Consider the following 21,907-nt stretch of genomic DNA (forward strand, 5'->3'; position numbering starts at 1 on the left):
CTCCCGTCGATCCTCGGAGTCGTAATCCGGGGAGCCTGATGGATCTCTTTGTTGAGCAGTCGGCAAAGCGCGCCGTTGTAGAGGGGATGGCCGGGGGTGGCCACCAGTTTTTCGGGACGGGCGGGATCGCAAGTGATCGCGCAGGCGTCCCAGCAGTCCAGGGGACAGGCGGTTTGTCTCATTTGAGCTCCACTTTCACGAGAGATGAGAAGGGATAGCGACCGGCGGGAAGCACGATCTCCGCCCGGTAGGAGGAGAGATAAGTGTCGTCGGTCTCTTTCCAGATTTTCGAAAAGTTCAGATCGCTCTTTTTACCGTTGAGCCAAAGGCTCAGTTTGTCTAAGTTCTTCACTTCGTCGGCGGAGAGATAGATCACCAACTTGGCCCGGCGCAGATCGTCCACAACCGCCAGAGGGGTGCCGATCCCGGCGAACTCTCCCCGGCGCACCAAAAGGCGGTAGAGATACCGGTTTTTCAAGTGGAGACGCTTTTTGGCGATTCGATCTTGCAAGGTGGCAATCTTTTGCTGCATCTCCAGGATACTGCGCTGCAGATTGATCGCCTGCTGCCGGGTACTCAGATATTGATTTTGTGCCGCCACCATCGCCTGATAGGCCTGATCTTTTTGGGTCTGGCTGGCGGTGGCCAGATCCTTGAGACGCAGGAAATTCCCTTCCTGACGCTTCCAGCTTCCTTCCAGCCCCGGAAGCATCTCCCGGGTCAGTTTCAGGTTGTTTTGCAGCAGCTTCAGTGTTTGGCGGGAGTGGTCCAGATCTTTCCGGTCCAGCCGATCATCCAACTGCACCGCCACGGCATCAGCCACCATCCGCCCTTCCAGGGAGAGATTGGCCTCCATTACCTCTCCTGCCGCCGCCGCTTTGATCGTCGCGCGTTCGATAGGCTCGACCCGGGCGTAATGCTCGGCGGCGAATAATGTGGTGTTGAAAAAGGCGAAGAGTAAAAGTAGAGGAAGTTTCAAAGCAGATCAACCTTCTTCGGAAAATTAATAGTTAATAGTTAATAGTTTCGGTGTGCGTTGCGGGGCAACGCTTTTTTTCAAAAAATAAAAGCACGCAAAGCGTGCATCCGAAATTATTCATTATTAACTATTAACTATTCACTAAAAAAGAAGGCAGGCGATAAGCCGGGTTCTGTCGTTGGGTGACTATTTATCTAGGTCTGCCGTCGCCGACAGACTCGAGCGAAGCACACGAAGTGTGAGGCTTGTACCAGGTGCTTCTTGCTGCGGACTGGGTTTACCCGGCTGCCCCTGTTGCCAGGGGCACCGGTGGGCTCTTACCCCACCCTTTCACCCTTGCCTGTGATCCCAGGGGATCCATCGGCGGTCTACTCTCTGTTGCACTTGCCCTCGGATCGCTCCGGCCAGCCGTTAGCTGGAGTCCTGCCTCACCGCAGCCCGGACTTTCCTCTTGCGGCACAAACCGCAAGCAGCCACCTGCCTGCCTTCGGGGCGATTATAACCGATTTTCAGACGGTGAGCAAGGCCTGTGTTACAATCACATTAAAGGAGATTTTATGACCCTCGAAGCCAATCTTGTCGACCTGGACCGGCAGACCATCTCTCCGGTAGCGCTCACCGTAAAGGGCAATCGGATCCTAAAGATCGAAACGTTGAACCGCGAAATCTCCAGCTACCTGCTGCCGGGCTTCGTCGACGCCCACATCCATATCGAAAGCTCCATGCTCCCCCCGGCGGAGTTCGCCCGGTTGGCGGTGCGTCACGGCACCGTCGCCACCGTCAGCGACCCCCACGAGATCGCCAACGTCCTGGGGATTCCGGGCGTTGAATACATGATCGAGAGTGCCGGAAAGGTTCCCTTGCATATCTGCTTCGGCGCCTCCCCCTGTGTCCCGGCGACCCCCTTCGAAACCAACGGCGCGACCTTGACGCCGCAAGATATCGCTACGCTTCTTGACAAACCGCAAGTCGGCTATCTCAGCGAAGTGATGAACTTCCCAGGCGTCATCGCCGGCGATCCCGATATGCTGGCCAAGATCGCCGAAGCGAAGAAGCGGGGCCTACCCGTCGACGGGCACTGCCCCGGACTGCGGGGAGAGGATCTCAGCCGTTATATCGCCGCCGGGATCCAAACCGACCATGAATCCTTTGAATATGACGAAGCCAAAGAGAAGATCGAAAAAGGGATGAAGATCCTCATCCGGGAGGGATCAGCCGCCAAAAACTTCGACGCCCTACACCCTCTCATCGCCGCGTATCCCGAAAAACTGATGTTTTGTAGCGACGATCGCCATCCCGACGATCTGCAACAAGAGCATATCAACGCCTTGGTGCGGCGAGCCGTGGCATTGGGTTACGATCTTTTCGACGTTTTGCGCATCGCCTGTCGCCATCCGGTGGAACACTACCGGCTCCCGGTGGGGCAATTGCGAGAAGGGGATTTTGCCGACTTTATCCTCGTCGAGGATCTCGAAAGCTTCAAAGTCCGGGAGACATGGATCAAGGGGCAGTGCGTCTATCGCAACGGCAAAACGCTGATCGAACACCTCCATGCCGCTACGCCCAACCGTTTCGAGGCTTTGCCTAAAAAGGCCGAGGATTTTTATCTCCCCCGCTGCGAGGCGATGGAGGTGATCCACGCCATCGACCATCAACTTATCACCAAAGAGGAGATCGCCGCCAGGGAGGGGCCCGATTCGGATATCCTGAAGATCGCCGTCATCAACCGTTACGAAAATCAGCCGGTCAAGGGCCTGGCCCATATCAGCGGTTTCGGTCTGAAAGAGGGGGCGATCGCCTCCAGTGTCGCCCACGACTCCCACAACGTCGTCGTGGTGGGCTGTGATGACGAGAGTATGGCCCAAGCCGCCAACCTGGTCATCGCTTCGCGTGGAGGCATCGCCGCCGTGGGCAAAGGCAAAAAACTCCACCTTCCGCTCCCCATCGCCGGTCTCATGAGCGACCGCCCCGGCGACGAGGTGGCCGAAGCCTACGCCACGATCGATCGTTTTGTCCGCGAGGAGCTCGGCTCACCCTTGAGCGCTCCTTTTATGACCCTCTCCTTCATGGCTCTTTTGGTCATTCCCGAGATCAAACTCAGTGACAGAGGGCTTTTTGACGGACGCCAATTCCACTTCATCGCACCCTGCCGCGACGAGTCGACCCCAAAGGACTGATCCGTCGTCACGCCTCCGGACTGACATATTTGACGAATCGGCCGACCAAGGTGCCCTCACGATCTTCGATCTTGATCTCCGCATCGAAGGGGGGCTTGTGATCCTGCAGGATCTTGCCCAAATCGTCCAAGACCAAACCGAAGTTGTTGCGGAGGGGGAAGGTGATGGAGGCGATATGGGAATGGGTGAATCGATCCGCCAATTTCTCCAAAAGACAGCGATAGACCGTCTCGTTGGTGAGGTATTGGAGATAGTAGGTTCTCATGGAGGCGATGTTCCCCAGCCAGGCGCGTTTCTCATCCTCGCTCAGACGGGGTGTTTGCGCGACCTTTTTCTCCAACGCCTCGATCAGTTCCTGCGTCTTGGCCTCCCGCGTTTCGAGGAGCTTTTCGATATCGTCGCAGTAGCCGAGGACCTTCGCCTCCAACTCCTCTCCGCGGTAAGGGTGGGAACGGGGTCGATGAAGATGCTGCTCTTCGCTCTCCGTATCGAAATCCAGCGTTTCGAGCAGCTCGATGGCCGGGCTGATAAAGGGATAACGATCGGGGTGGGTCGTATCGAAACTGACACCGTGCTGATTGACGATGGGTTTGGGGCCGACTTCATAAAGTTTCATTCTCTTCTCCTTTTTTTCGTGCTAACGCTTGCATCTACCTCGTAAAATCATAAACCTTCGGCACATAGAGCGAACTCCAATCGGGAGAAACATAGCCGTCACTCTTTTGGCGTTTGGGAAGCTTCGGCTTATCGAATTTGATGTGCTCATAGGGAAACTGAGAGAGGATAAAGGCGATGGCGTTGAGCCGGGCGCTCTTTTTGTCGTTGGCATCGATGATATGCCAGGGGGCGTGGGGAGAGTGGGAAGCTTCAAACATCGCATCCCTGGCTCGGGAGTAGTCGTACCAGCGACGGTGGGACTCCAGATCCATGGGCGAGAGCTTCCACTGTTTCCTCGGATCGTCGATCCTGGCTTTGAAGCGCTTGGTCTGGGTCGCTTTATCGATCTCGAACCACAATTTGATGAGACGAACCCCCTCGTCGACGATCGCCTTTTCAAAAGCGCTCACGGTCGCAAGAAAGCGACGATACTCCTCCTCGCTACAAAAGCCCATGACATGTTCCACCCCCGCGCGGCTGTACCAGCTTCGATCAAAGAGGACCACCTCACCGGCCGCGGGGAAATGGGGGATCCAACGTTGGGCATAGACCTGGGTCTTCTCACGCTCCGTGGGTGCCGGCAGGGCCACGGTGCGAAAGACGCGGGGGCTGACCCGCTCGGTGATCCGTTTGATCGCCCCGCCCTTGCCGGCGGAATCCCGTCCTTCGAAGAGGATGATGGCCCGATCCCCGGTCGCCTGAACCCACCGCTGGAGATAATTGAGCTCCACTTGGAGTTTGTAAAGCTCCTTTTCGTAACGCTTGTTGAGCTCTTTCTTCTTTTTATCCTTCATCGCTATCGTCCCTCGAGCCCTTCGAGTTTTTCGAGGATCTCTTTGACCTTCTCTTTCGGATTTTCCGCCCGGTAAATCGGACGACCGATGACGGGGAAATCCACCCCCTCTTTGGCAGCCAGTTCCAGATCCGCCACCCGCTGCTGATCTCCCGCGGCCTCTCCGAAAGGACGGATCCCCGGACTCAATGTCAGAAACTCCTGAGAAGTGGCCTCTTTGATCGCCCTGGACTCAAAAGCGCTGCAGACCACACCGTCCAGCCCCGCTTCGTAGCTCATCCGGGCAAACTGCTCCGCTTTCTCGTCGATCCCCTTTTCGTAAATCTGCCGAAACTCTTCGTCGCTAAAAGAGGTTAGCGCCGTCACCGCCAGGACCAGCGGCCGTTCATCGCCGTAGGGTTTTAGCCGCTCCATCACCGTCCGCATCGCCCGTTCCCCCGCACTGGCGTGGATATTGAACATCTCCACGCCGATCTTGGCGATCTCCTCTGCGGCATCGGCCATGGTGTTGGGGATGTCGTAGAGTTTGAGATCGAGAAAGATTTTGAAGTGTGGATTGAGAGTTTTGAGCGTATCGATGAAAGATCTGCCATCACGAATATAGGTCCGGAATCCCACTTTCATCCATAAACCGTCATATCCCGCCAAACTCTCCGCCAGCCGCAGATTTTCGGCTGCACTGGGAAGATCAAGTGCCACCACGAGATTCATCAACCATCCTTTGTTTTACTTCACTGTCATCAAAAAATATCATTATTATAGCTTAGCTTCCGGCTGCTACCATCGGCATCGGAATCGTAATTCCGGAAAAACATATACATAGCAAAACCGTTTGAAGACGTTGTAACTCAGGAATAGAATAAGGGAGATGAAGACAAAAGTGGATGGTAGCAGGGGGGGAACTTGAATCCCCGACCTCCGGCTTATGAGACCAGCGCTCTAACCAGCTGAGCTACCCTGCCATCAAAAATACAGGCCGGAATATTACCCAATAAAATTTTAAATGTCAAACCTATCCCATACTTTGCCACACAATAAGCCTAAAACTAACTATTCTTTAGTCTTATGCACTCACTATTCTTAAATATTTATCCAAAAAAGCCTTGACATCTATCAAAAAACCCATTAAAATACCCTCAAACAAATCAAAAAGGAGTGAGCATGAACTTCAAACCCTTAGCCAACCGTGTACTGATCGAGCGTGAGGAGGAAGTCACCACCACCGCATCCGGTATCATCATTCCCGACAATGCCAAAGAAAAACCCCTTCAGGGAAAAGTCCTGGCCGTCGGACCCGACGCTGAAGAAGAAGGCATCAAAGCAGGCGACACCGTCGTCTTCGGCAAATATGCCGGCAATGAAATCGTCCTGGACGACAAAGAATATCTGATCCTAAACAGTGACGAGATTCTGGGTATCCTGGGCTAATAAACAAACACTAAAATCAACAGAGAGAATCAAAGGAGTTAAATATGGCAAAAGAAGTCGTCTTTTCAGATATCGCACGTAACGGACTCTACAGCGGAGTCAAAAAACTGGCCGACGCGGTCAAGGTCACCATGGGACCCCGCGGACGCAATGTCCTGATCCAGAAGAGCTTCGGCGCTCCCAGCATCACCAAGGACGGCGTCTCCGTCGCCCGGGAGATTGAACTGCCCGAGGCGCTGGAGAACATGGGAGCCCAACTGGTCAAAGAGGTCGCCAGCAACACCGCCGACGAGGCGGGTGACGGTACGACGACAGCAACCGTCCTGGCCGAAAGCATCTTCCGCGAAGGTCTGCGCAACATCACCGCAGGGGCCAACCCCATCGAGGTCAAGCGCGGAATGGACAAGGCCAGCGCCGCCATCATCGAAGAGCTCAAAAAGATGAGCAAAGCGGTCAGCGACAAGGAGCAGATCGCTCAGGTCGCCACCATCTCCGCCAACAGCGACGCCAAGATCGGTAACCTCATCGCCGAGGCGATGGAGAAGGTAGGCAAAGACGGTGTCATCACCGTCGAAGAGGCCAAAGGGATCAACGACGAGCTGGATGTCGTCGAGGGAATGCAGTTCGACCGCGGCTATCTCTCGCCCTACTTCGTCACCAACAGCGAGAAGATGACCGTAGAGATGGACAATCCCCTGATCCTGATCACCGACTTCAAGATCAGCAGCCTCAAAGACCTGATCCCGCTGCTGGAGCAGACCCAGCAGAGCGGACGCCCGCTGCTGATCATCGCCGACGACGTCGAGGGTGAGGCCCTGGCGACCCTGGTCCTCAACCGCCTCAAGGGTATCCTCAACATTGCTGCCGTCAAAGCTCCCGGCTTCGGCGACCGCAAGAAGGAGATGCTCAAGGATATCGCCATCCTCACCGGCGGTACCGTCATCACCGAGGAGCTGGGTCTGACCCTGGAGAAGACCACGGTCGATCAGCTCGGCCGTGCCGCCCGTGTCGTCATCGACAAAGACAACACCACTATCGTCGACGGTCAGGGTGACAAAGCGGCGGTCGAAGCCCGCATCCGCGAGATCAAGGCCCAGATCGAAAACACCACCAGCGACTACGACCGCGAAAAGCTCCAGGAGCGTCTGGCCAAGCTCAGCGGCGGGGTTGCCGTCATCAAAGTCGGTGCCGCCACCGAAACCGAGATGAAAGAGAAGAAAGACCGGGTCGACGATGCCCTCTCCGCCACCAAAGCGGCAGTCGACGAAGGGATCGTCATCGGTGGCGGTGCTGCCCTGGTCAAAGCCGCCAAAGCGGTCGAAATCAACCTGGAAGGCGATGAGCAGGTCGGTGCCGAGATCATTCTGCGGGCTGTCAAAGCCCCCATCAAGCAGATCGCCGACAACGCCGGATTCGATGCCGGGGTCGTCGCCGACAAGGTCAGCACCAGCGACGAAGCCAACCTGGGCTTCAACGCAGCCACCGGCGAGTATGTGGATATGTTCGCCGCAGGGATCATCGACCCCCTCAAGGTCGAGCGGATCGCCCTGCAGAACGCCACCTCCGTCGCCAGCCTCCTGCTGACCACCGAGGCGACCGTCAGCGAAATCAAAGAGGAGAAACCCGCTGCTCCCATGGCCCCCGATATGGGCGGCATGGGCGGCATGGGGATGATGTAATCTCCTTCCCGCAAACATTCCGGCTTCCGGCCGGTAGATGAATCCTTCAAAATCTCGTCGAATTCATCCCCTATCAAAAAGAGCGGAGTGAAAATCGATCCCTCCACTCTTTTCCTCTTATTTTTTTCCAAAATATCCCCATACACTCCTTTTTATCGTTATAATCATTTCTATCCTCGCGTCTGAATGAAGGAGGCCTGTCATGCCCCTCGATCCCCACACAATCAGCAATGCACTGGAGATCCTTCATGAAGAGGTGGTTCCCGCCCAGGGGTGTACCGAGCCCATCGCCATCGCTTTCGTCGCCGCCAAAGCCAAAGAGTTTCTGCCGCCTGATGAAACGGTCGAGAAGATGGTGGTCCGGGTCTCGGGGAACATCATCAAAAACGTCAAAAGCGTCGTCGTCCCCGGCAGCGGCGGAATGGTGGGGATCGAAGTGGCGGCCGCCATGGGGCTGCTTTATGGTGATGCCTCCCGGGACCTGATGGTCATCAGCGGCATCACCGAGGAGCAGATGGAGGAGGTACGCCGATGGATGCGGGAGAACCTCATCGAAGTGATCCACGAAAATACCCCCATCAATCTCTACGTCCTGGTGGAGCTGCATACAAAAAAAAGCTGCATCAGCGTCGAGATCAAGCACCTGCATACCAACATCACCAAAATCACCCGCAACCGGGAAGTGGTCCTGGAACAGCCCTGCAACGACGCGGTCTTCAACACCCCGACCGAACAGCGCCGACAGCTCTCGGTACGTACGATCTACGAACTGGCCCGTGAAATCGATATCGGGCGGATCCGTCCGCTTCTGGAGCAGGTGATCCGCTACAACTCCGCCATCGCCCAAGAGGGACTTTCGGGCAATTGGGGAGTCAATATCGGCAAAGTGATCGAAGAGCACATCGCGGAGGGGTTCTATGGCGACGACGTCCGCAACCATGCCGCCGCCTTCGCCGCGGCAGGCAGCGATGCACGGATGAGCGGCTGCGCCCTGCCGGTCATGACCACCAGCGGCAGCGGCAACCAGGGGATGGCCGCTTCCCTGGCCCTGATCGACTACGCCCGGCGGATGGGGATCGAGGAGGAGAAGCTCATGCGGGCGCTTTTCTTCTCCCATCTGACCACCGTCCATATCAAGACGCGGGTCGGGCGTCTCAGCGCCTACTGCGGCGTGATCTGCTCCGCCGCCGCCGTCGCCGGAGCTCTCTGCTTCATCAACGATCACGACTTCGAGACCGTCTCCCACGCCATCGCCAATACCCTGGGGGATGTCTCCGGGATCATCTGCGACGGGGCCAAAGCCTCCTGTGCCATGAAGATCTCCACCACCATCTATGCCGCTTTCGACTCCTACATCCTGGCCACCCACGGCAAATACCTCCACGGCGGTGACGGCATCGTCGCCAACGATATCGAGGAGACCCTGGAACATATCGGGCGTCTGGCCCAGGATGGGATGAAGACTACCGACGAAGTAATCATCGATATCATGAACAGCAATCGAAAGGATCGATCATAGAACCGAATACAGAAACGCTTGATCTCATCGTCATCGGAGGAGGGGCCACCGGAGCCGGTGTCACCCTGGATGCGTCGCTACGGGGAATGCGGGTACTGCTCCTGGAGCAAAACGATTTCGCCGAAGGAACCAGCAGCCGCAGTACCAAACTGGTCCACGGCGGAGTGCGCTATCTGGAGGCCGCCGTCAAACATCTGGACAAAGAGCAGTATGATCTGGTCCGCGAAGGGCTGCGAGAGCGAAAAATTTTTCTGCACAACGCTCCCCACCTGGCCCATCCTCTCGAACTGATCACCCCACTCTATCACTGGGTGGAGCTCCCCTACGTCTATGCGGGACTGGTACTCTACGATCTACTCTCGGGCAAAGCCTCACTGGGACGCAGCCGTCTTCTTCCCGCCTCCAAAGCCTGCACGATCAATCCTGATATCGATCCTCAGGGTCTCAAAGGAGCCGTCAGTTACTGGGACGGGGCTTTCCGGGACAGCCGAATGGTCATCGCTCTGCTTCAAAGTGCCAAGGAGTTGGGGGCACGTCTTTTGAACCATACCGAAGTGACCGCCCTCATCAAAGAAAACGGCAAAGTCGTCGGAGTCCACGCCCGTGACCGGATCGACGGAAACGAACGGGAGTATCGTGCCAGAGTTGTCATCAACGCCACCGGCCCCTTCGCCGATACGATCCGCCGGATGGACGATCCTACGCTCGCACCCCTCATGGAGGTCAGCAGCGGTGTCCACATCGTTCTGCCGGCCCGTTTTCTCCCCAGCCCCGACGGGGTCTTGATCCCCAAAACCCGCGACGGAAGGGTCCTCTTCGCCCTCCCCTATCTGGGACACTGCCTGGCGGGGACAACCGACCGGCCGGCCGAACTCAGCGAAGATCCCCGTCCCACCGAGGAGGAGATCGACTACCTGATCGAGCATCTCAACGGCTATTTTGATCTCAAGGTCCGTCGGGAGGATATTCTCTCTTCTTTTTCGGGGCTGCGCCCGCTGGTTCGAGAACCCGACAAGGACTCCACCGCCTCCATTGTCAGGGAGTATGTCACGGAGCGATCCCCCGGAGGCGTATTGACCATCGCCGGCGGCAAATGGACCAGCTACCGTGCCATGGCCGAAGCTGCGGTGGATCAGGCCTGTGAAATGATAGGGCATTCGCCGGTGCCCTGCCGAACCCATGACTACCCCGTCGTCGGCAGCCGAAGCCCCCGCGACGAGATCCTCACGCTCCTGAGAGGAAGCGGTCTGGATCAAGACATCATCGAACACCTCTACCAGCACTATGGGGATCAAAGTCCACAGATTCTGGCTCTGGCCGAAACCGAAAAGGCCAAGGCGAGAATCCATCCCGACCATCCGGTGATCGAAGCGGAGCTGCTCTATGCCCTCCGCCACGAGTATGTCCGCAAGCCCCTCGATTTTCTCATCCGCCGCTGCTCCCTGGGGCTGCTGGATCTACAGGCGGCAAAAGAGAGCCTGCCGGCCGTTGTGGAGATCATGATTGCAGAGCTCGGTTGGGATCCGACATTTACTGAGTCCATGGAATGGGAAGCCTATGAAAAACTCAGGTGATGAATAGATTTATATTCCCTTAAAACTCTTTTCGTTAAAGTTGTCTAGAACGCCGGAGTTTTGTTGCCACATTGTGATAGAGGCCCGATAGAATGACGATCACCACCATCAAAAGGATCCATCATGAAAAAGAGAATGTGTTTAGGCCTGACTCTGCTGACCTTCGCCGCCACCGGTACCCTGATGGCCGAGGGAACGCTGCGTATCATCACCTGGAAAGGCTACGCCCCCGCCGAACTGGTCAAAAAATTCGAAAAAGAGACCGGCACCAAGGTGGAACTGACCTACTCCAACAACGAAGAGATGATCGCCAAGCTCCGGGCGACCCGGGGCGGCGGCTTCGATCTGGCCCAGCCCAGCCAGGACCGGATCTCCGGAGTCCAGGCCAAGTTCCATATCTACAAACCCATGGACTACAGCAAGATCAAAACCGATCAGATCGTCCCCTCCATGCTGGAGGCGGTCAAAAAGAACACCAGGGTCGGTGACGCCTCCTACGCGGTGCCCTTCTGCTACGGAACCTCCGGGCTGATCGTCAACAAAAAAGCTGCCCCCGACGCCAAAGACTACGATGCGTTGTGGAACCCCAAATACAAAGGACGGATCAGCTACCGCCTCAAGCGCCCCACCCTCATCGCCACCGCCTTCGCCCTGGGCTACGACCCCTTCGCCGCCTACCATGACAAGGCCAAGTACAAAAAGATCATGGCCGCCGTGGAGAAGAAGCTCATCGAAGCCAAACCCCTGGTCAAAAACTACTGGGCCAACGGAGACCAGCTCCTGGGGATGATACGCAGTGGAGAGGTGACCGTCGCCATGGGATGGGACAACGGCGGATGGAAACTCCATGCCGAAAATCCCGATATCGATTTCGTCGCTCCCAAGACCGGGGCCCTGGGATGGATCGACACCTTCGCCATTCCCGCCAAGAGCAAAAACGTCGAAGCCGCCTACCAGTGGATCAACTTCATGCTCCGCCCCGAAAACGCCGCCTATTTCACCAACAAAGAGAAGTACGGTACCGCCTCGGCCAAAGCGACCCAATACCTCAAACCTGAGATCCGGGCCAACTTCGAGCGCTCCTTCACCAAAGCCGATATCGACAATATCAAGTGGTATCCTCCGGTCCCTGCCGGTATCGAGGAGATCGAAGGCAAGATCCTCGATCATATCCGTGCGGCCCGATAGGGCGCCGCTGCAATCCACCATCTGACCTGAAAGGCCGCCGGTGAGCCCGATTCTGGAAGTGAAACATCTGAAAAAAATGTTCAAGAACTTCACCGCCGTGGACGATCTGAACTTCACGGTGGAGGAGGGGGACTTCTTCTCCATCCTCGGCCCCTCGGGATGCGGCAAGACCACCATGCTGCGGATGATCGCCGGCTTCCTCGAACCGACGGAGGGAGAGATCTACATCCGCGGGGAAAACATAGCGGGGATCCCGCCCAACCGGCGTCCGGTCAACATGGTCTTTCAGAATCTCGCCCTCTTTCCCATGATGAACGTGGAGCGCAATGTCGCCTTCGGTCTGGAGCAGCGGGGTGTCCCCAAAAGCGAGATCAAAAAACGGGTCAACGACATGCTGGAGCGGGTAGGACTGGCCGGCTACAACGCCAAAAAGGTTACCCAGCTTTCCGGGGGCCAGCGCCAGCGGGTCGCCATCGCCCGCTCCCTAGTTCTGGAACCGTCGATCCTGCTCCTGGACGAACCCCTGGGGGCCCTGGATCGCAAGCTGCGTGAACACATGAAGATCGAGCTCAAACTGCTCCAGAAAGAGATCGGTACCACCTTCATCTACATCACCCACGATCAGTCTGAAGCCCTGGTGATGAGCAACAAGGTCGCCGTGATGAACCACGGAGATTTCGAACAGATCGATATCCCCCAAAACCTCTACAAAAACCCCCGAACCGCCTTCGTGGCCGGTTTCGTCGGAGAGACCAACTGTTTCGAGCTGGCCCGAAGCGGCCACGGGACCCTCCAGACCCGTTCGGGATGGAAACTGGCCAAAGAGGATGCCAAGCCCGGTATGCACTGGCTCTTCATCCGCCCCGAATCGGTGATCCTCCTCCCCGATCCCCAGATGAAGGATCTCAACCGTTTCCATGTCACGATCAAGACCATCCTCTTCGATGGAGCCAATACCAAGATCTCCGGTATCGTCGAAGGCAGCGGTGACGAGATCCTGATCCATCTTCCCCAGAACGCCAAGTTCGAAGGGATCAGAGAAGGCGACAGGCTCGAGGCGGCCGTCCACCCCCGGGACCTGCGCTGCTATCCCGAGGAGGGGTCATGAGCTCCCGCCACTTCCGACTCGGTTTCATCATCTTTCTGACTCCGGTACTGCTCTGGCTACTCACCCTCATCGTCATCCCCCATATCGATCTGCTCATCGCCTCCTTCCAGGCGGAGAACGATCAGGGGAAGCTGGTCTTCTCCCTGGAAAACTACCGGAACTTCTTCACCGACAGCGTCTACTGGTACACCTTTGTGCGGACCGCCTTTTACTCGATCCTGGTGACCGTCATCACCTTCCTGATCACCTTTCCACTGGCCTTCTATATCACCAAGATCGCCAGCAAACGTCTCGGCGGCTTCCTCTCCATGCTCCTGCTGCTGCCCTTCTGGGTCGGGGAACTGGTCAGCATCTACGGCTGGATGATCCTGCTCAGAGAAAGCGGCGTGATCAACTATATCCTCCAGGGCGTCGGGCTGATCCACAAGCCGCTGCCGCTGCTCTACAACGACTTCAGTATGGTCCTGGGGCTGGTCTATATGTCGATGCTCTTCATGGTGGTTCCACTGATCTCGGCCCTGGAGAGCCTCGACGATTCACTCATCGAAGCCGCCAGTGATCTGGGCGCTTCCAAGTTCACCATCTTTACCCGGATCGTCATTCCCTATGCCGCCCCGGGAATCACCTCCGGAGCCATCGTGGTCTTCATGCTGGTTCTGGGAGACTATCTCTCCCCCGATCTGCTGGGAGGCAAGAACTCTCTGTGGTTCACGGAGCAAATCTATAACGAGTTCATCGCCAGCTTCAACTGGAACCAGGGCGCCGCCTTCGGCTTCCTGCTGCTGTTGCTTTCCACCGTCATCGTCTGGCTGGGGCTGCGCCTCAGCCATCAGCGGCTCGACAAGGCGGTGGGCGCATGATCCGCTCTATGCCGCGAAGCCTCGGATACCGTATCGGTTATGCGCTCTTCGTGATCCTCTTCTACCTCTTCCTCTTTGCCCCGCTGATCGTTATCTCCGTCCTGGCCTTCAACGACTCCCAGTTCGTCTCCCTGCCCTGGAACGGCTTTACCCTGGACTGGTTCTTCGCCAACGGACCGGACCGCATCGGCCTGTTCCATGACCCGGAGCTGCTGCGCAGCCTCTGGATCTCTATCGAGACCGGCCTCATCGTAGCCGCCCTCTCCCTCGTCGTGGGAACGATGGGGGCATTTCTTTTCGTCCAGGAGCGCTTCTGCTGCAAGGAGCCCCTCTATTTCCTGGCCATCGCCCCGCTGGTCATCCCCGGGGTGATCCTGGGGATCTCCATCCTGCTGACGGCCACGATGGTGGGGGATTGGGTCGAAAAGAGCACCGGCATCGACCTGGAGTTTCTGCGACCGAGTTTCTGGCTGGTGGTCCTGGGGCAGTTCTCCTTCATCGCCACCTTCGTCCTGCTGGTGGTGATCTCCCGCCTCAAAAAGTTCGATCATACCCTGGAAGAGGCCGCCATGGATCTGGGAGCCAATCGCTGGACCGTGATCCGCCGGATTACCATCCCCTTCCTGATGCCGGCGCTCATCGGTTCCTTCGTCGTCGCCTTCCTGATGAGCTTTGGCAACTTCAACACCACCCTCTTCCTGGTCGGCTCTGACGCGACGCTGCCCATCGAGCTCTATACCCAGATCCGTGATGGCTCCACCCCCGTGCTCAATGCCGTCAGTTTCCTGCTGATCGTCTTTACCTCGAGCCTGGCGCTGCTCTATCTCCTTTTGAGCAAAAAGGAGTAGCCCGGACTCTTCAGAGTATTATAAATATTGAGTCCGGCAGTCCCCGGTAAAGTAATCGCCCTTTCGCAACGCTTCCCGTATCGCATCAATCGCTTTCTTCCGATCCGCTTCCTTCAGAGGCTGGGCGAAGAACCGGCGCTCCTCCTCGCAGGCCCTTTTCGGATCGGGGCTGAAATTGCATCCCTCCATCGTAACTTCACATCCCATGACATGATCGGCGAAGAATACGTAGTTCAGATTACAGCGCGACAGCTCTCCGACGGTGCGGGCCTTTCGGATGCAACGCTCCTCCTTTTTCAGAGCGTTGCGCATGAGGGGAGTGACGATCTTTTTGATGCGGCGATGGGTCGCGACAGCCTTGTGTTTCGCCTCCAGGTCATCGCCCCGCTCCGCCAGCAACAGGAACTGTTTTCGTTGACGGTAGAGGTGCAGATACTCTTTCATGAGTCGGGGGTAGTTCCGGAAAAGCACGCAGTCGTACCGATCCAGATCGATCCGGTCTGCGGCCGGGATCACCGAGGCGGCCGGGCATGCTTTCAGGTAGCGGGCGTTGGCTTTGGCACGCCACTGCTCTTGCTCTGTGCAACTCTCATCGATCTCCCGCAGCAACTTTCGATAATGGTCTTTTTTACGGTATTCGGTCAGCTTTTGAAGTGTCTTGCGGTAGTAGGGGAGCATGGGATCATCGCAGATCTTCCTGATCGGGAAGATACGGTAGATGCGATCATGGACGATCCTGTAGTACTTCTGCGCCTCGGGCAGGTTCCGGGAAGTTCCGATCCCCTTTTCGTAGAAGACGGCCAGATTGTAGGCCGCTTTGGTGCTTCCCTCCTTTTCCCAGGCCCGGCGGTAGAGTGTGAAAGCCTCGACGGCATGCCCCTTTTTGTAGGCGGCATAAGCGGTGTCGGTCGTTCCGGCTTGAAGATTCAATAGCGTTAAGCTCATGATCAGAAAAAACAAGCGTTTCATCTTTCCCTCCTCTTTTCTATTGTAGCACGTGGGAAAACGGAACATCTATCCTGAATGTGTCCTCCGAAAAGCCGACGTCATTCCGAACTTGATCCGAAAAACTGGAGAAGTACGACTCTGTGCTACACTTTGTGTGGAAGAGATTCACCGACAGCGAGGAGAGAAAATGGGCTTTTACGATGCTTTCGACAAAGAGCATCTGATCGCCGCCCACCGGGGATGGCGTGCGATCCGACCGGAAAACACCCTCAGTGCTTTCGAAGCGGCCGTCGGTCATTGTGATTTCATCGAACTGGATATCCAGCTGAGCCGGGACGGAGAGTGGATCGTCTGCCACGATGAGAGCCTGGAACGAACCACCGACGTGGAGGAACGCTTCCCCGAGGGGCTTCGCCCACGCCGGGTGATCGACCATACGCTGGCGCAGTTACGCCGACTGGATGCGGGGAGCTGGTTCGTGAAACGGGACCCTTTCGGGACCCTCAGATCCGGGGAAATTCGCCGCCGGGAGATCGAATCACTCCCACTTCAGAAGCTGCCGACACTTCGGGAGGTGCTGGATTTCGCCCGGGAGAAACAGATCCCTCTCAATATCGAGATCAAAGATATGCCGATTTTGGGGGATCGGGAAGTGGTCCTGCGTTTTCTCGAAACGTATGAAACGACCGCCGGGCTACCGCCGATCCTCATCTCCTCTTTCAATCACCACTATCTGTACCGACTCCATCGATACCGACCTTCCCTCCCTCTGGCCGCTCTGGCGGAGGGGTGCCATCCTCCCCGTCTGCTCCCCTATCTGCAGGAACTCGGGGTGGAGGCTTACCATGTAGCCGAGGAGATCGCTAATTCCGTCCCCCTCGATCTGCTGAGGGCTCAGGGGATCGCCTGCGGAGTCTATACCGTCAACGATCCGAAGCGACAATCCGACCTCTATCGCCGCGGCTTTCGGACCCTCTTTGCCGACGATCTATTTTTTGATATGTTACAGAATTAGAAATAAAACAGTTTATATTTATCTATGTATGAAGAGTTAGTTCTAGAGGTATAATTCTGTTTAAGCTGAAATTAAAACTATTTATGTATATTTACATAGTAAAGTGGGTGATTGGTAAGAGGAGAGAAAAGACTAATAGTCAGGAATCCAGATGAAGAGGAAGGATAAGAAGATCGAAAAGAAATCACAACAAAGCAAAAGACTACAAGGAGGCTTTGTCGCGATTCGTACGCCTAAACGGTCACTCAAAGACCGGCGGGCAAGTAGAGAAAGATCTCCTGATCCGGTCTATGGGGGAGAACGAAGGACTCGAACCGATCGCCGACGCGCCAAGGGACCGCTCCTGCCAACGACCTATCTCCTCCTTGAACTCATAATGATTCTTCTGATTATTTATATATTCAGAGAATTGGGAATTCCTCTTTTATATTATGCCAGTATTGCGGTCGGCGCTCTATACTTTTTCGCCTCGTGTATTCCGCGGTATCGAATCGTACTCAAACGTCAGCAGTACTATCTCAATCCCCAAAATGCTTCCAGGGGAAAGACCTCATAAAAGCCTTACGATTCCATCTTACGATCGATTCCTGACGGTAAAAACTCTTCAAAATAATCCTGAATCACCGCATCATCGAGTTTCCGTTTCTCCAGCCGGAAATTATGAACCCGTTTGTAGAGAATGTACTTTTCGATGATGTTCATCCGTGAGACTTTGTCGTAGAAGCCGAAATAGAGCGGCCCCTTCTCACCCCCGAGCTCCCGGTGGTGCAGCTGCAGGAGTAGGCGGTGCATCGCCTCGATCTCGTCGATGCTCCGGGCTTCGAACTTCGATTCGATGAAGTTCCGGATCTCCGGGATGCTCAGATTGCACTCGATCTCCCGGGCGAACCGTTTCAGGAGGATGTTGATCTCCTTGGTCTGTTCAAAATTGAAATCGGCGTTCTGCAGATAGCGGTAGAGCCGCGGCTTAGTCTTGCGCCAGTTGTAGAGGGTGCTGATCTGCACCTCGAAGTTCTGGGAAATTTCTCTATTGCTTAACATGAGTGATCCTGTTTTTGAGTCGTTCTTCATCCACGATGGAGTAAGTAGCCGTGGCAAAAGCCACCAGAGTCTCCCTTACAAAGATCTCGATGGTCGCGAAGGCGGTACGCCGGGTCCGGTTGATCACCTTTGCCTCTGCCTGCAGGCGCTCTCCGCTGGCCGGTTTGAGGTAGTTGATCTTGAGTTCGATGGTGACACTGGTGTAGCCCGGATCGAGCTGGCTGATTACCGCGTACCAGCCGCAGTGGTCCGCCAGAGTGGCGATGGCCCCGCCGTGGACCACCCCCAGGTGCTGCATATGGTGGGGGCGGATGGCGAAGGCCAGACGGGCATGCCCTTCCCCCAGCTCCATCAGCTCACCGCCGATATAGGAGAGGAAATCCCTGTCCCGACGGTCCAGTTCCTCAAACTGCATCGAGCACCTTCACCCCGTCGTTCTCCAGCACTTCCACGGCCCGGAGCATCTCCACCCGGTCGGTCTTGAGGATGAAGATCCCCAGGGGGCCGCCGTGGCAGGTGTAGGCGTACTGAATATTGATCCCCTCGGCAGCCAGCAGGGAGACAATCCGATTGAAGCAGCCCGATTCGTGGGCAATCTCCACGGCGATCACCGGAGAGACCTTGACACTGAAGCCCCCGGCCTCCAGCAGCTCCTTCGCCCGCTCCGTCTCGGCGACGATGAGACGCAAGATCCCGAAATCCCCCGCCTCCACCAGCTCGATACTCCGGATCCGGATCCCCGCTTTCGCCAGGATCCCCGTCACCTCGCCCAACCGTCCGACCTTGTTTTCCAGAAAGACCGAAAGTTGCTTGACCGATTTGCTCATAGTATAGTCCTTAGTTTTTAGTCGTTAGTCTCTAGTCGATAGTCGATAGTGTTTCGGTGTCGCCTTCGGCGACGATTTGAATAATGGCGTTGCTCCGCAACGCAAACCGAAACCATTCACCATTTACCATTCATCATTCACTCAACAAGCGTCACCGACGCTTGTCGACCACCCGCACCGCTTTGCCCATGCTGCGTTCGATGGTATTGGGCTCGACCAGTTTGACGTCGGCATTGATGTAGAGGTTGTTGAGCAGGCTGGCCTGGATCTCCTTGCGGATGCGTTCCAGTTCGCCCACATTGTCAGTCATGATCTCCTCACTCACCTCCACCATGATCTCCAGCTTGTCCAGATGCCCCTTCTTCTCGGCGATGATCTGGTAATTCAGCGTCACCCCCTCGGCGTTGGCGATGACATGCTCCACTTGGGAAGGGTAGACGTTGACCCCGTTGACGATGAGCATATCGTCGGCCCGACCCACGATGCTCTCCATCCGCACCATGGTCCGGCCACAGCCGCAGGGTTCTTTGACCAGGGAGGTGATGTCGCCGGTGCGATAGCGAATGATAGGCAGTGCCTGCTTGCTCAACGTCGTGATAACCAGCTCGCCCCGCTCTCCTTCCGGTAGCACCTCACCGGTCTCAGGATCGATGATCTCCGGCAGGAAGTGATCCTCGAAGAGATGGAGCCGGTCGCTATGTGAGCAGCTGCAGCTGACCCCGGGGCCGATGATCTCGGAAAGTCCGTAGACCTCACGATACTCGATCCCCCAGGCTTTGGCCACCTCCTTTTTGAGCCCTTCGCTGGTGGGTTCGGCGCCGAAAATGCCCACTTTGAGCTTGTAGTCCTTGCGGAATTCGCTGCCGGCCTTGGCCGCCACCTCCGCCAGATGCAGGGCGAAGCTGGGGGTACAGGCCAGGACCGTCGCGCCAAAATCGCGCATCAGCATCAGCTGCCGATCGGTGAAGCCCCCGCTGGCGGGGACCACCGTCGCTCCCACCTTCTCGGCCCCGTAGTGAAAGCCCAGCCCCCCGGTGAAGAGCCCGTAGCCGTAGGCGTTGTGGACCACATCCTCGGCCCCCACCCCCGACATGGTGTAGACCCGCGCCATCACCTCGTTCCAGACCTCCATATCGTGGGCGTTGTACCCCACCACTGTCGGTTTTCCCGTCGTCCCGCTGGAGCTGTGGATCCGCACCACCTCGCTCATCGGCACACAAAAGAGTCCGAAAGGGTAGTGGTTGCGCAGATCCTGCTTGCGGGTGAAGGGGAGCCGCTGCAGATCCTCCAGGGAGCGGATATCCTCCGGCGTAATCCCCCGCTCCTCGAACTTCTCTTTGTAAAAAGGATTCAAGGCATAGACCCGCCGGGCCGTCTCCTGCAACCGTTTCAACTGTATCGCCTCGATCGCCTCCCGCGAAGCGCTTTCCACCGTGTTCCAGATCATTTGACTTCCTCCTTTTGAAAACGGGCTCAAGCCCGTTTTAGTCACTAATCACTAGTCTCTAGTCGTTAGTCTATAGTATATCAAGGGGTCGCCTTCGGCGACAGAAAAAGGCGTTGCCTTGCAACGCAAACCATAATTCTCCATTCTCAATCCTCAATTCTCAATTCCCTTCGCGTCAGCGATGGCGTGGTGCAGCACCTCGATATTCTGCTCCGCCACTTTGGCGTTGATCTGCCGCAGGGCCTTTTCGATCTCTTCGATGCTGAAGGGAAAATCGGGGACCGAGGCCAGCGTCACTCCCAGCATGAAGACGTTGAGTCCCTGGATGGGGAACTCTCCGGCCAGCGCTTTGGCGTTGGCGTCGATGGTGTGCACCTGAAAAGGAAGTCCCTCCGGGAAGGGCTCCTGGGCGTTGCTGGCCACATGACCACCCTCTTTGAGCAGCTGCAGATTACGCAGGGCTTCGTTGGCATCCAGGCCGATGAGCAAATCCGCCTGGCCTCTATCGATGACCGGGTTGGAGAACTCTCCGATTTTGATGTCGCAGCTGACCGCCCCGCCCCGCTGGCTCATTCCGTGGTTCTCCGTCCCCAGGAACTTCAGATCCCGATTCCCCGCACAGAGCGCCAGCACCTTGACCAGAAAAACCGATCCCTGCCCGCCGAATCCGGCAATGACGGTTTGGTATTTCATGACGCACTCCTTGCGTCATGAAACAGCCGGTAGCGGGTAGTGAGTAGTGGGTAGAAGTTTTGTAGCGTGGGATTGCCATCCCTCGTCCCTTGTGATACCAACCCTTTTTTTTCGTGGGTTGGCAAACCCACACTACCATTTTTCGAGTGCTGACTGGTGAATGGTGAATGGTGAATGGTTTCGGTAGGCGTTGCTTTGCAACACATCCTATTTGATGGAGGCGGGACTTCAGTCCCGCATGCAGGGCTAAAGCCCTGCCCCCAATGACCAATGACCAATGACCAATGACTACTCTCACTGCCGACTGCCGACTGCCGACTGCCGACCAAATTCAAACGACAAAGAGGGGCGCAGCCCCGTTCAAACGACAAACGACTCATATCTTCCCTCCACTCTTCTCTTCATCCAGCTTGAACGCATCGGTCGGGCAGACAATCTCCAGACATCCTCCGCATCCGGCGCAGAGGAAGGGATCGATCTCGATCTTGCCCTGCTCGTTGTAGGCCATGGGGGGGCATTTGTAGACGGTAGTGCACTGATCGCAGGCGACGCAGAGTTCGGGATCGACCACGGCGTATTCGCCGGGGACCCAATCGTCCTTGCGTTCATTGTCCAGGATACAGAACTGCCGTACCCGCACCACCAGGGGTCCCTGATGCTCCTCCGATTCGAAGATCTTCTTGATCCCTTTGAAGAAGTCGATGTTTTTGTGCATCTCGTGGGAGTAGGTGTGCTCGTAACACTTGATGCCCATCCCCTCGACGATCCGGCCGATATCCAGGGTCTGGTTGAAGCGCTCGGGAGTCACCTGCCGTCCCGTCATGGCGATGGTGGAGTTGTCCAGGATCACCAGGATGAAGCGGTGCCCCTGATAGATCGCATTGATCAGCGGCGGGATTCCGGAGTGAAAAAAGGTCCCGTCCCCGATGGTGGCCACCACCGTCTTGCTGGGATCAGCCAGACTCAGGCCGCTGGCCATGGAGACACTGGCCCCCATACAGAGGATCGTATCGATGGCCCCCTGGGCCAGGGCCAGGGTGTAGCAGCCGATATCGGAGGGGTAGATCGACTTGTTCTTTTTGAAGACCTTCATGATGGCGTAGTAGATATCCCGGTGGGGGCATCC

21 protein-coding genes, 1 tRNA gene, 1 other RNA gene and 1 pseudogene are annotated in these 21,907 nt (G+C 56.6%); 10 read left to right on the top strand and 14 right to left on the bottom strand.

All coding sequences use genetic code 11. From position 1 onward, the window contains the following. The 3 genes and pseudogenes from F8I07_RS06275 to rnpB all read right to left on the bottom strand — a co-directional run. Window positions 1-182 (bottom strand): annotated as a pseudogene (locus F8I07_RS06275) (molybdopterin oxidoreductase); the annotation flags it as partial. Beyond that, window positions 179-979, bottom strand: coding sequence for a hypothetical protein (locus F8I07_RS06280; RefSeq protein WP_292657167.1), 801 nt, complete (start codon window positions 977-979; stop codon window positions 179-181). The pseudogene F8I07_RS06275 and the gene F8I07_RS06280, both read right to left, overlap by 4 nt. Before the next feature lie 145 nt (window positions 980-1,124). Further along, an RNA gene (rnpB, locus tag F8I07_RS06285) (RNase P RNA component class A) lies at window positions 1,125-1,468 on the bottom strand. A 68-nt stretch (window positions 1,469-1,536) separates the two neighbouring features. On the opposite strand from rnpB, the gene ade reads away from it, so the two are divergent. After that, entirely contained in the window at window positions 1,537-3,156 is a 1,620-nt protein-coding gene (gene ade / locus F8I07_RS06290) for an adenine deaminase (protein ID WP_292657169.1), read from the top strand. A 7-nt stretch (window positions 3,157-3,163) separates the two neighbouring features. Here the strand turns inward: ade and F8I07_RS06295 are convergent, their stop codons facing one another. The 4 genes from F8I07_RS06295 to F8I07_RS06310 form a co-directional block, all read right to left on the bottom strand. Beyond that, window positions 3,164-3,772 (bottom strand): hypothetical protein, encoded by a 609-nt coding sequence (locus tag F8I07_RS06295; protein ID WP_292657172.1) that lies wholly within the window; start codon window positions 3,770-3,772, stop codon window positions 3,164-3,166. A 34-nt stretch (window positions 3,773-3,806) separates the two neighbouring features. After that, on the bottom strand, window positions 3,807-4,607 hold the full coding sequence (ppk2, locus tag F8I07_RS06300) for a polyphosphate kinase 2 (protein ID WP_292657176.1): 801 nt from the start codon (window positions 4,605-4,607) through the stop codon (window positions 3,807-3,809). 2 nt (window positions 4,608-4,609) lie between these two features. Then, window positions 4,610-5,317 carry an orotidine-5'-phosphate decarboxylase gene (gene pyrF / locus F8I07_RS06305; protein ID WP_292657178.1) on the bottom strand — a complete coding sequence of 236 codons (708 nt, stop codon included), beginning with the start codon at window positions 5,315-5,317 and terminating at the stop codon, window positions 4,610-4,612. Between the two features lie 174 nt (window positions 5,318-5,491). After that, window positions 5,492-5,568, bottom strand: a tRNA-Met gene (locus tag F8I07_RS06310). A gap of 199 nt (window positions 5,569-5,767) precedes the next feature. Here F8I07_RS06310 and groES point away from each other — a divergent pair. The 8 genes from groES (at window position 5,768) to F8I07_RS06350 (ending at window position 14,810) form a co-directional block, all read left to right on the top strand. Then, on the top strand, window positions 5,768-6,034 hold the full coding sequence (gene groES, locus F8I07_RS06315) for a co-chaperone GroES (RefSeq protein WP_292657180.1): 267 nt from the start codon (window positions 5,768-5,770) through the stop codon (window positions 6,032-6,034). 44 nt (window positions 6,035-6,078) lie between these two features. Next, window positions 6,079-7,713: a chaperonin GroEL gene (gene groL, locus F8I07_RS06320; protein ID WP_292657181.1), complete on the top strand. Its 1,635-nt coding sequence runs from the start codon at window positions 6,079-6,081 to the stop codon at window positions 7,711-7,713. 202 nt (window positions 7,714-7,915) lie between these two features. Beyond that, window positions 7,916-9,232 (top strand): serine dehydratase subunit alpha family protein, encoded by a 1,317-nt coding sequence (locus F8I07_RS06325; protein WP_292657185.1) that lies wholly within the window; start codon window positions 7,916-7,918, stop codon window positions 9,230-9,232. A 32-nt stretch (window positions 9,233-9,264) separates the two neighbouring features. After that, the gene (locus F8I07_RS06330; protein ID WP_292657226.1) at window positions 9,265-10,806 is read left to right on the top strand and encodes a glycerol-3-phosphate dehydrogenase/oxidase; all 1,542 of its coding nucleotides are present in this window, start codon (window positions 9,265-9,267) and stop codon (window positions 10,804-10,806) included. Window positions 10,807-10,929: 123 nt separating this feature from the next. Next, window positions 10,930-11,994, top strand: a complete 1,065-nt coding sequence (locus F8I07_RS06335; protein WP_292657189.1) for an extracellular solute-binding protein — start codon at window positions 10,930-10,932, stop codon at window positions 11,992-11,994. A gap of 40 nt (window positions 11,995-12,034) precedes the next feature. Continuing rightward, complete coding sequence (locus F8I07_RS06340; RefSeq protein WP_292657192.1) at window positions 12,035-13,102, top strand: ABC transporter ATP-binding protein; 1,068 nt, start codon at window positions 12,035-12,037, stop codon at window positions 13,100-13,102. Then, on the top strand, window positions 13,099-13,962 hold the full coding sequence (locus tag F8I07_RS06345) for an ABC transporter permease (protein ID WP_292657194.1): 864 nt from the start codon (window positions 13,099-13,101) through the stop codon (window positions 13,960-13,962). The genes F8I07_RS06340 and F8I07_RS06345 overlap by 4 nt, the downstream gene beginning before the upstream one ends. Further along, a complete protein-coding gene (locus F8I07_RS06350; protein WP_292657197.1) occupies window positions 13,959-14,810 on the top strand; it encodes an ABC transporter permease in 852 nt (283 codons plus the stop codon). Before F8I07_RS06345 ends, F8I07_RS06350 begins: the two co-directional genes overlap by 4 nt. A gap of 18 nt (window positions 14,811-14,828) precedes the next feature. Here the strand turns inward: F8I07_RS06350 and F8I07_RS06355 are convergent, their stop codons facing one another. Further along, a complete protein-coding gene (locus F8I07_RS06355) occupies window positions 14,829-15,779 on the bottom strand; it encodes an SEL1-like repeat protein (RefSeq protein ID WP_292657201.1) in 951 nt (316 codons plus the stop codon). Window positions 15,780-15,945: 166 nt separating this feature from the next. Between F8I07_RS06355 and F8I07_RS06360 the strand changes: the two genes are divergently transcribed. Continuing rightward, on the top strand, window positions 15,946-16,773 hold the full coding sequence (locus tag F8I07_RS06360; RefSeq protein ID WP_292657204.1) for a glycerophosphodiester phosphodiesterase family protein: 828 nt from the start codon (window positions 15,946-15,948) through the stop codon (window positions 16,771-16,773). A 561-nt stretch (window positions 16,774-17,334) separates the two neighbouring features. Here F8I07_RS06360 and F8I07_RS06365 read toward each other — a convergent pair. The 6 genes from F8I07_RS06365 to F8I07_RS06390 form a co-directional block, all read right to left on the bottom strand. After that, window positions 17,335-17,814, bottom strand: a complete 480-nt coding sequence (locus tag F8I07_RS06365; RefSeq protein ID WP_292657208.1) for a hypothetical protein — start codon at window positions 17,812-17,814, stop codon at window positions 17,335-17,337. After that, window positions 17,801-18,229: a PaaI family thioesterase gene (locus tag F8I07_RS06370; protein WP_292657211.1), complete on the bottom strand. Its 429-nt coding sequence runs from the start codon at window positions 18,227-18,229 to the stop codon at window positions 17,801-17,803. Before F8I07_RS06370 ends, F8I07_RS06365 begins: the two co-directional genes overlap by 14 nt. After that, window positions 18,219-18,641 carry an ACT domain-containing protein gene (locus F8I07_RS06375; protein WP_292657214.1) on the bottom strand — a complete coding sequence of 141 codons (423 nt, stop codon included), beginning with the start codon at window positions 18,639-18,641 and terminating at the stop codon, window positions 18,219-18,221. The genes F8I07_RS06370 and F8I07_RS06375 overlap by 11 nt, the downstream gene beginning before the upstream one ends. Window positions 18,642-18,792: 151 nt before the next feature. Beyond that, the gene (locus tag F8I07_RS06380) at window positions 18,793-20,088 is read right to left on the bottom strand and encodes a phenylacetate--CoA ligase family protein (RefSeq protein WP_292657217.1); all 1,296 of its coding nucleotides are present in this window, start codon (window positions 20,086-20,088) and stop codon (window positions 18,793-18,795) included. A 153-nt stretch (window positions 20,089-20,241) separates the two neighbouring features. Then, window positions 20,242-20,781, bottom strand: a complete 540-nt coding sequence (locus F8I07_RS06385) for a 2-oxoacid:acceptor oxidoreductase family protein (RefSeq protein ID WP_292657220.1) — start codon at window positions 20,779-20,781, stop codon at window positions 20,242-20,244. Between the two features lie 376 nt (window positions 20,782-21,157). Next, window positions 21,158-21,907 (bottom strand): thiamine pyrophosphate-dependent enzyme (locus F8I07_RS06390; RefSeq protein WP_292657223.1); only part of this gene is annotated, 750 nt, incomplete at its 5' end.

The sequence above is a fragment of the Nitratifractor sp. genome, from assembly GCF_015487065.1.
Taxonomy (GTDB): Bacteria; Campylobacterota; Campylobacteria; order Campylobacterales; family Sulfurovaceae; genus Nitratifractor.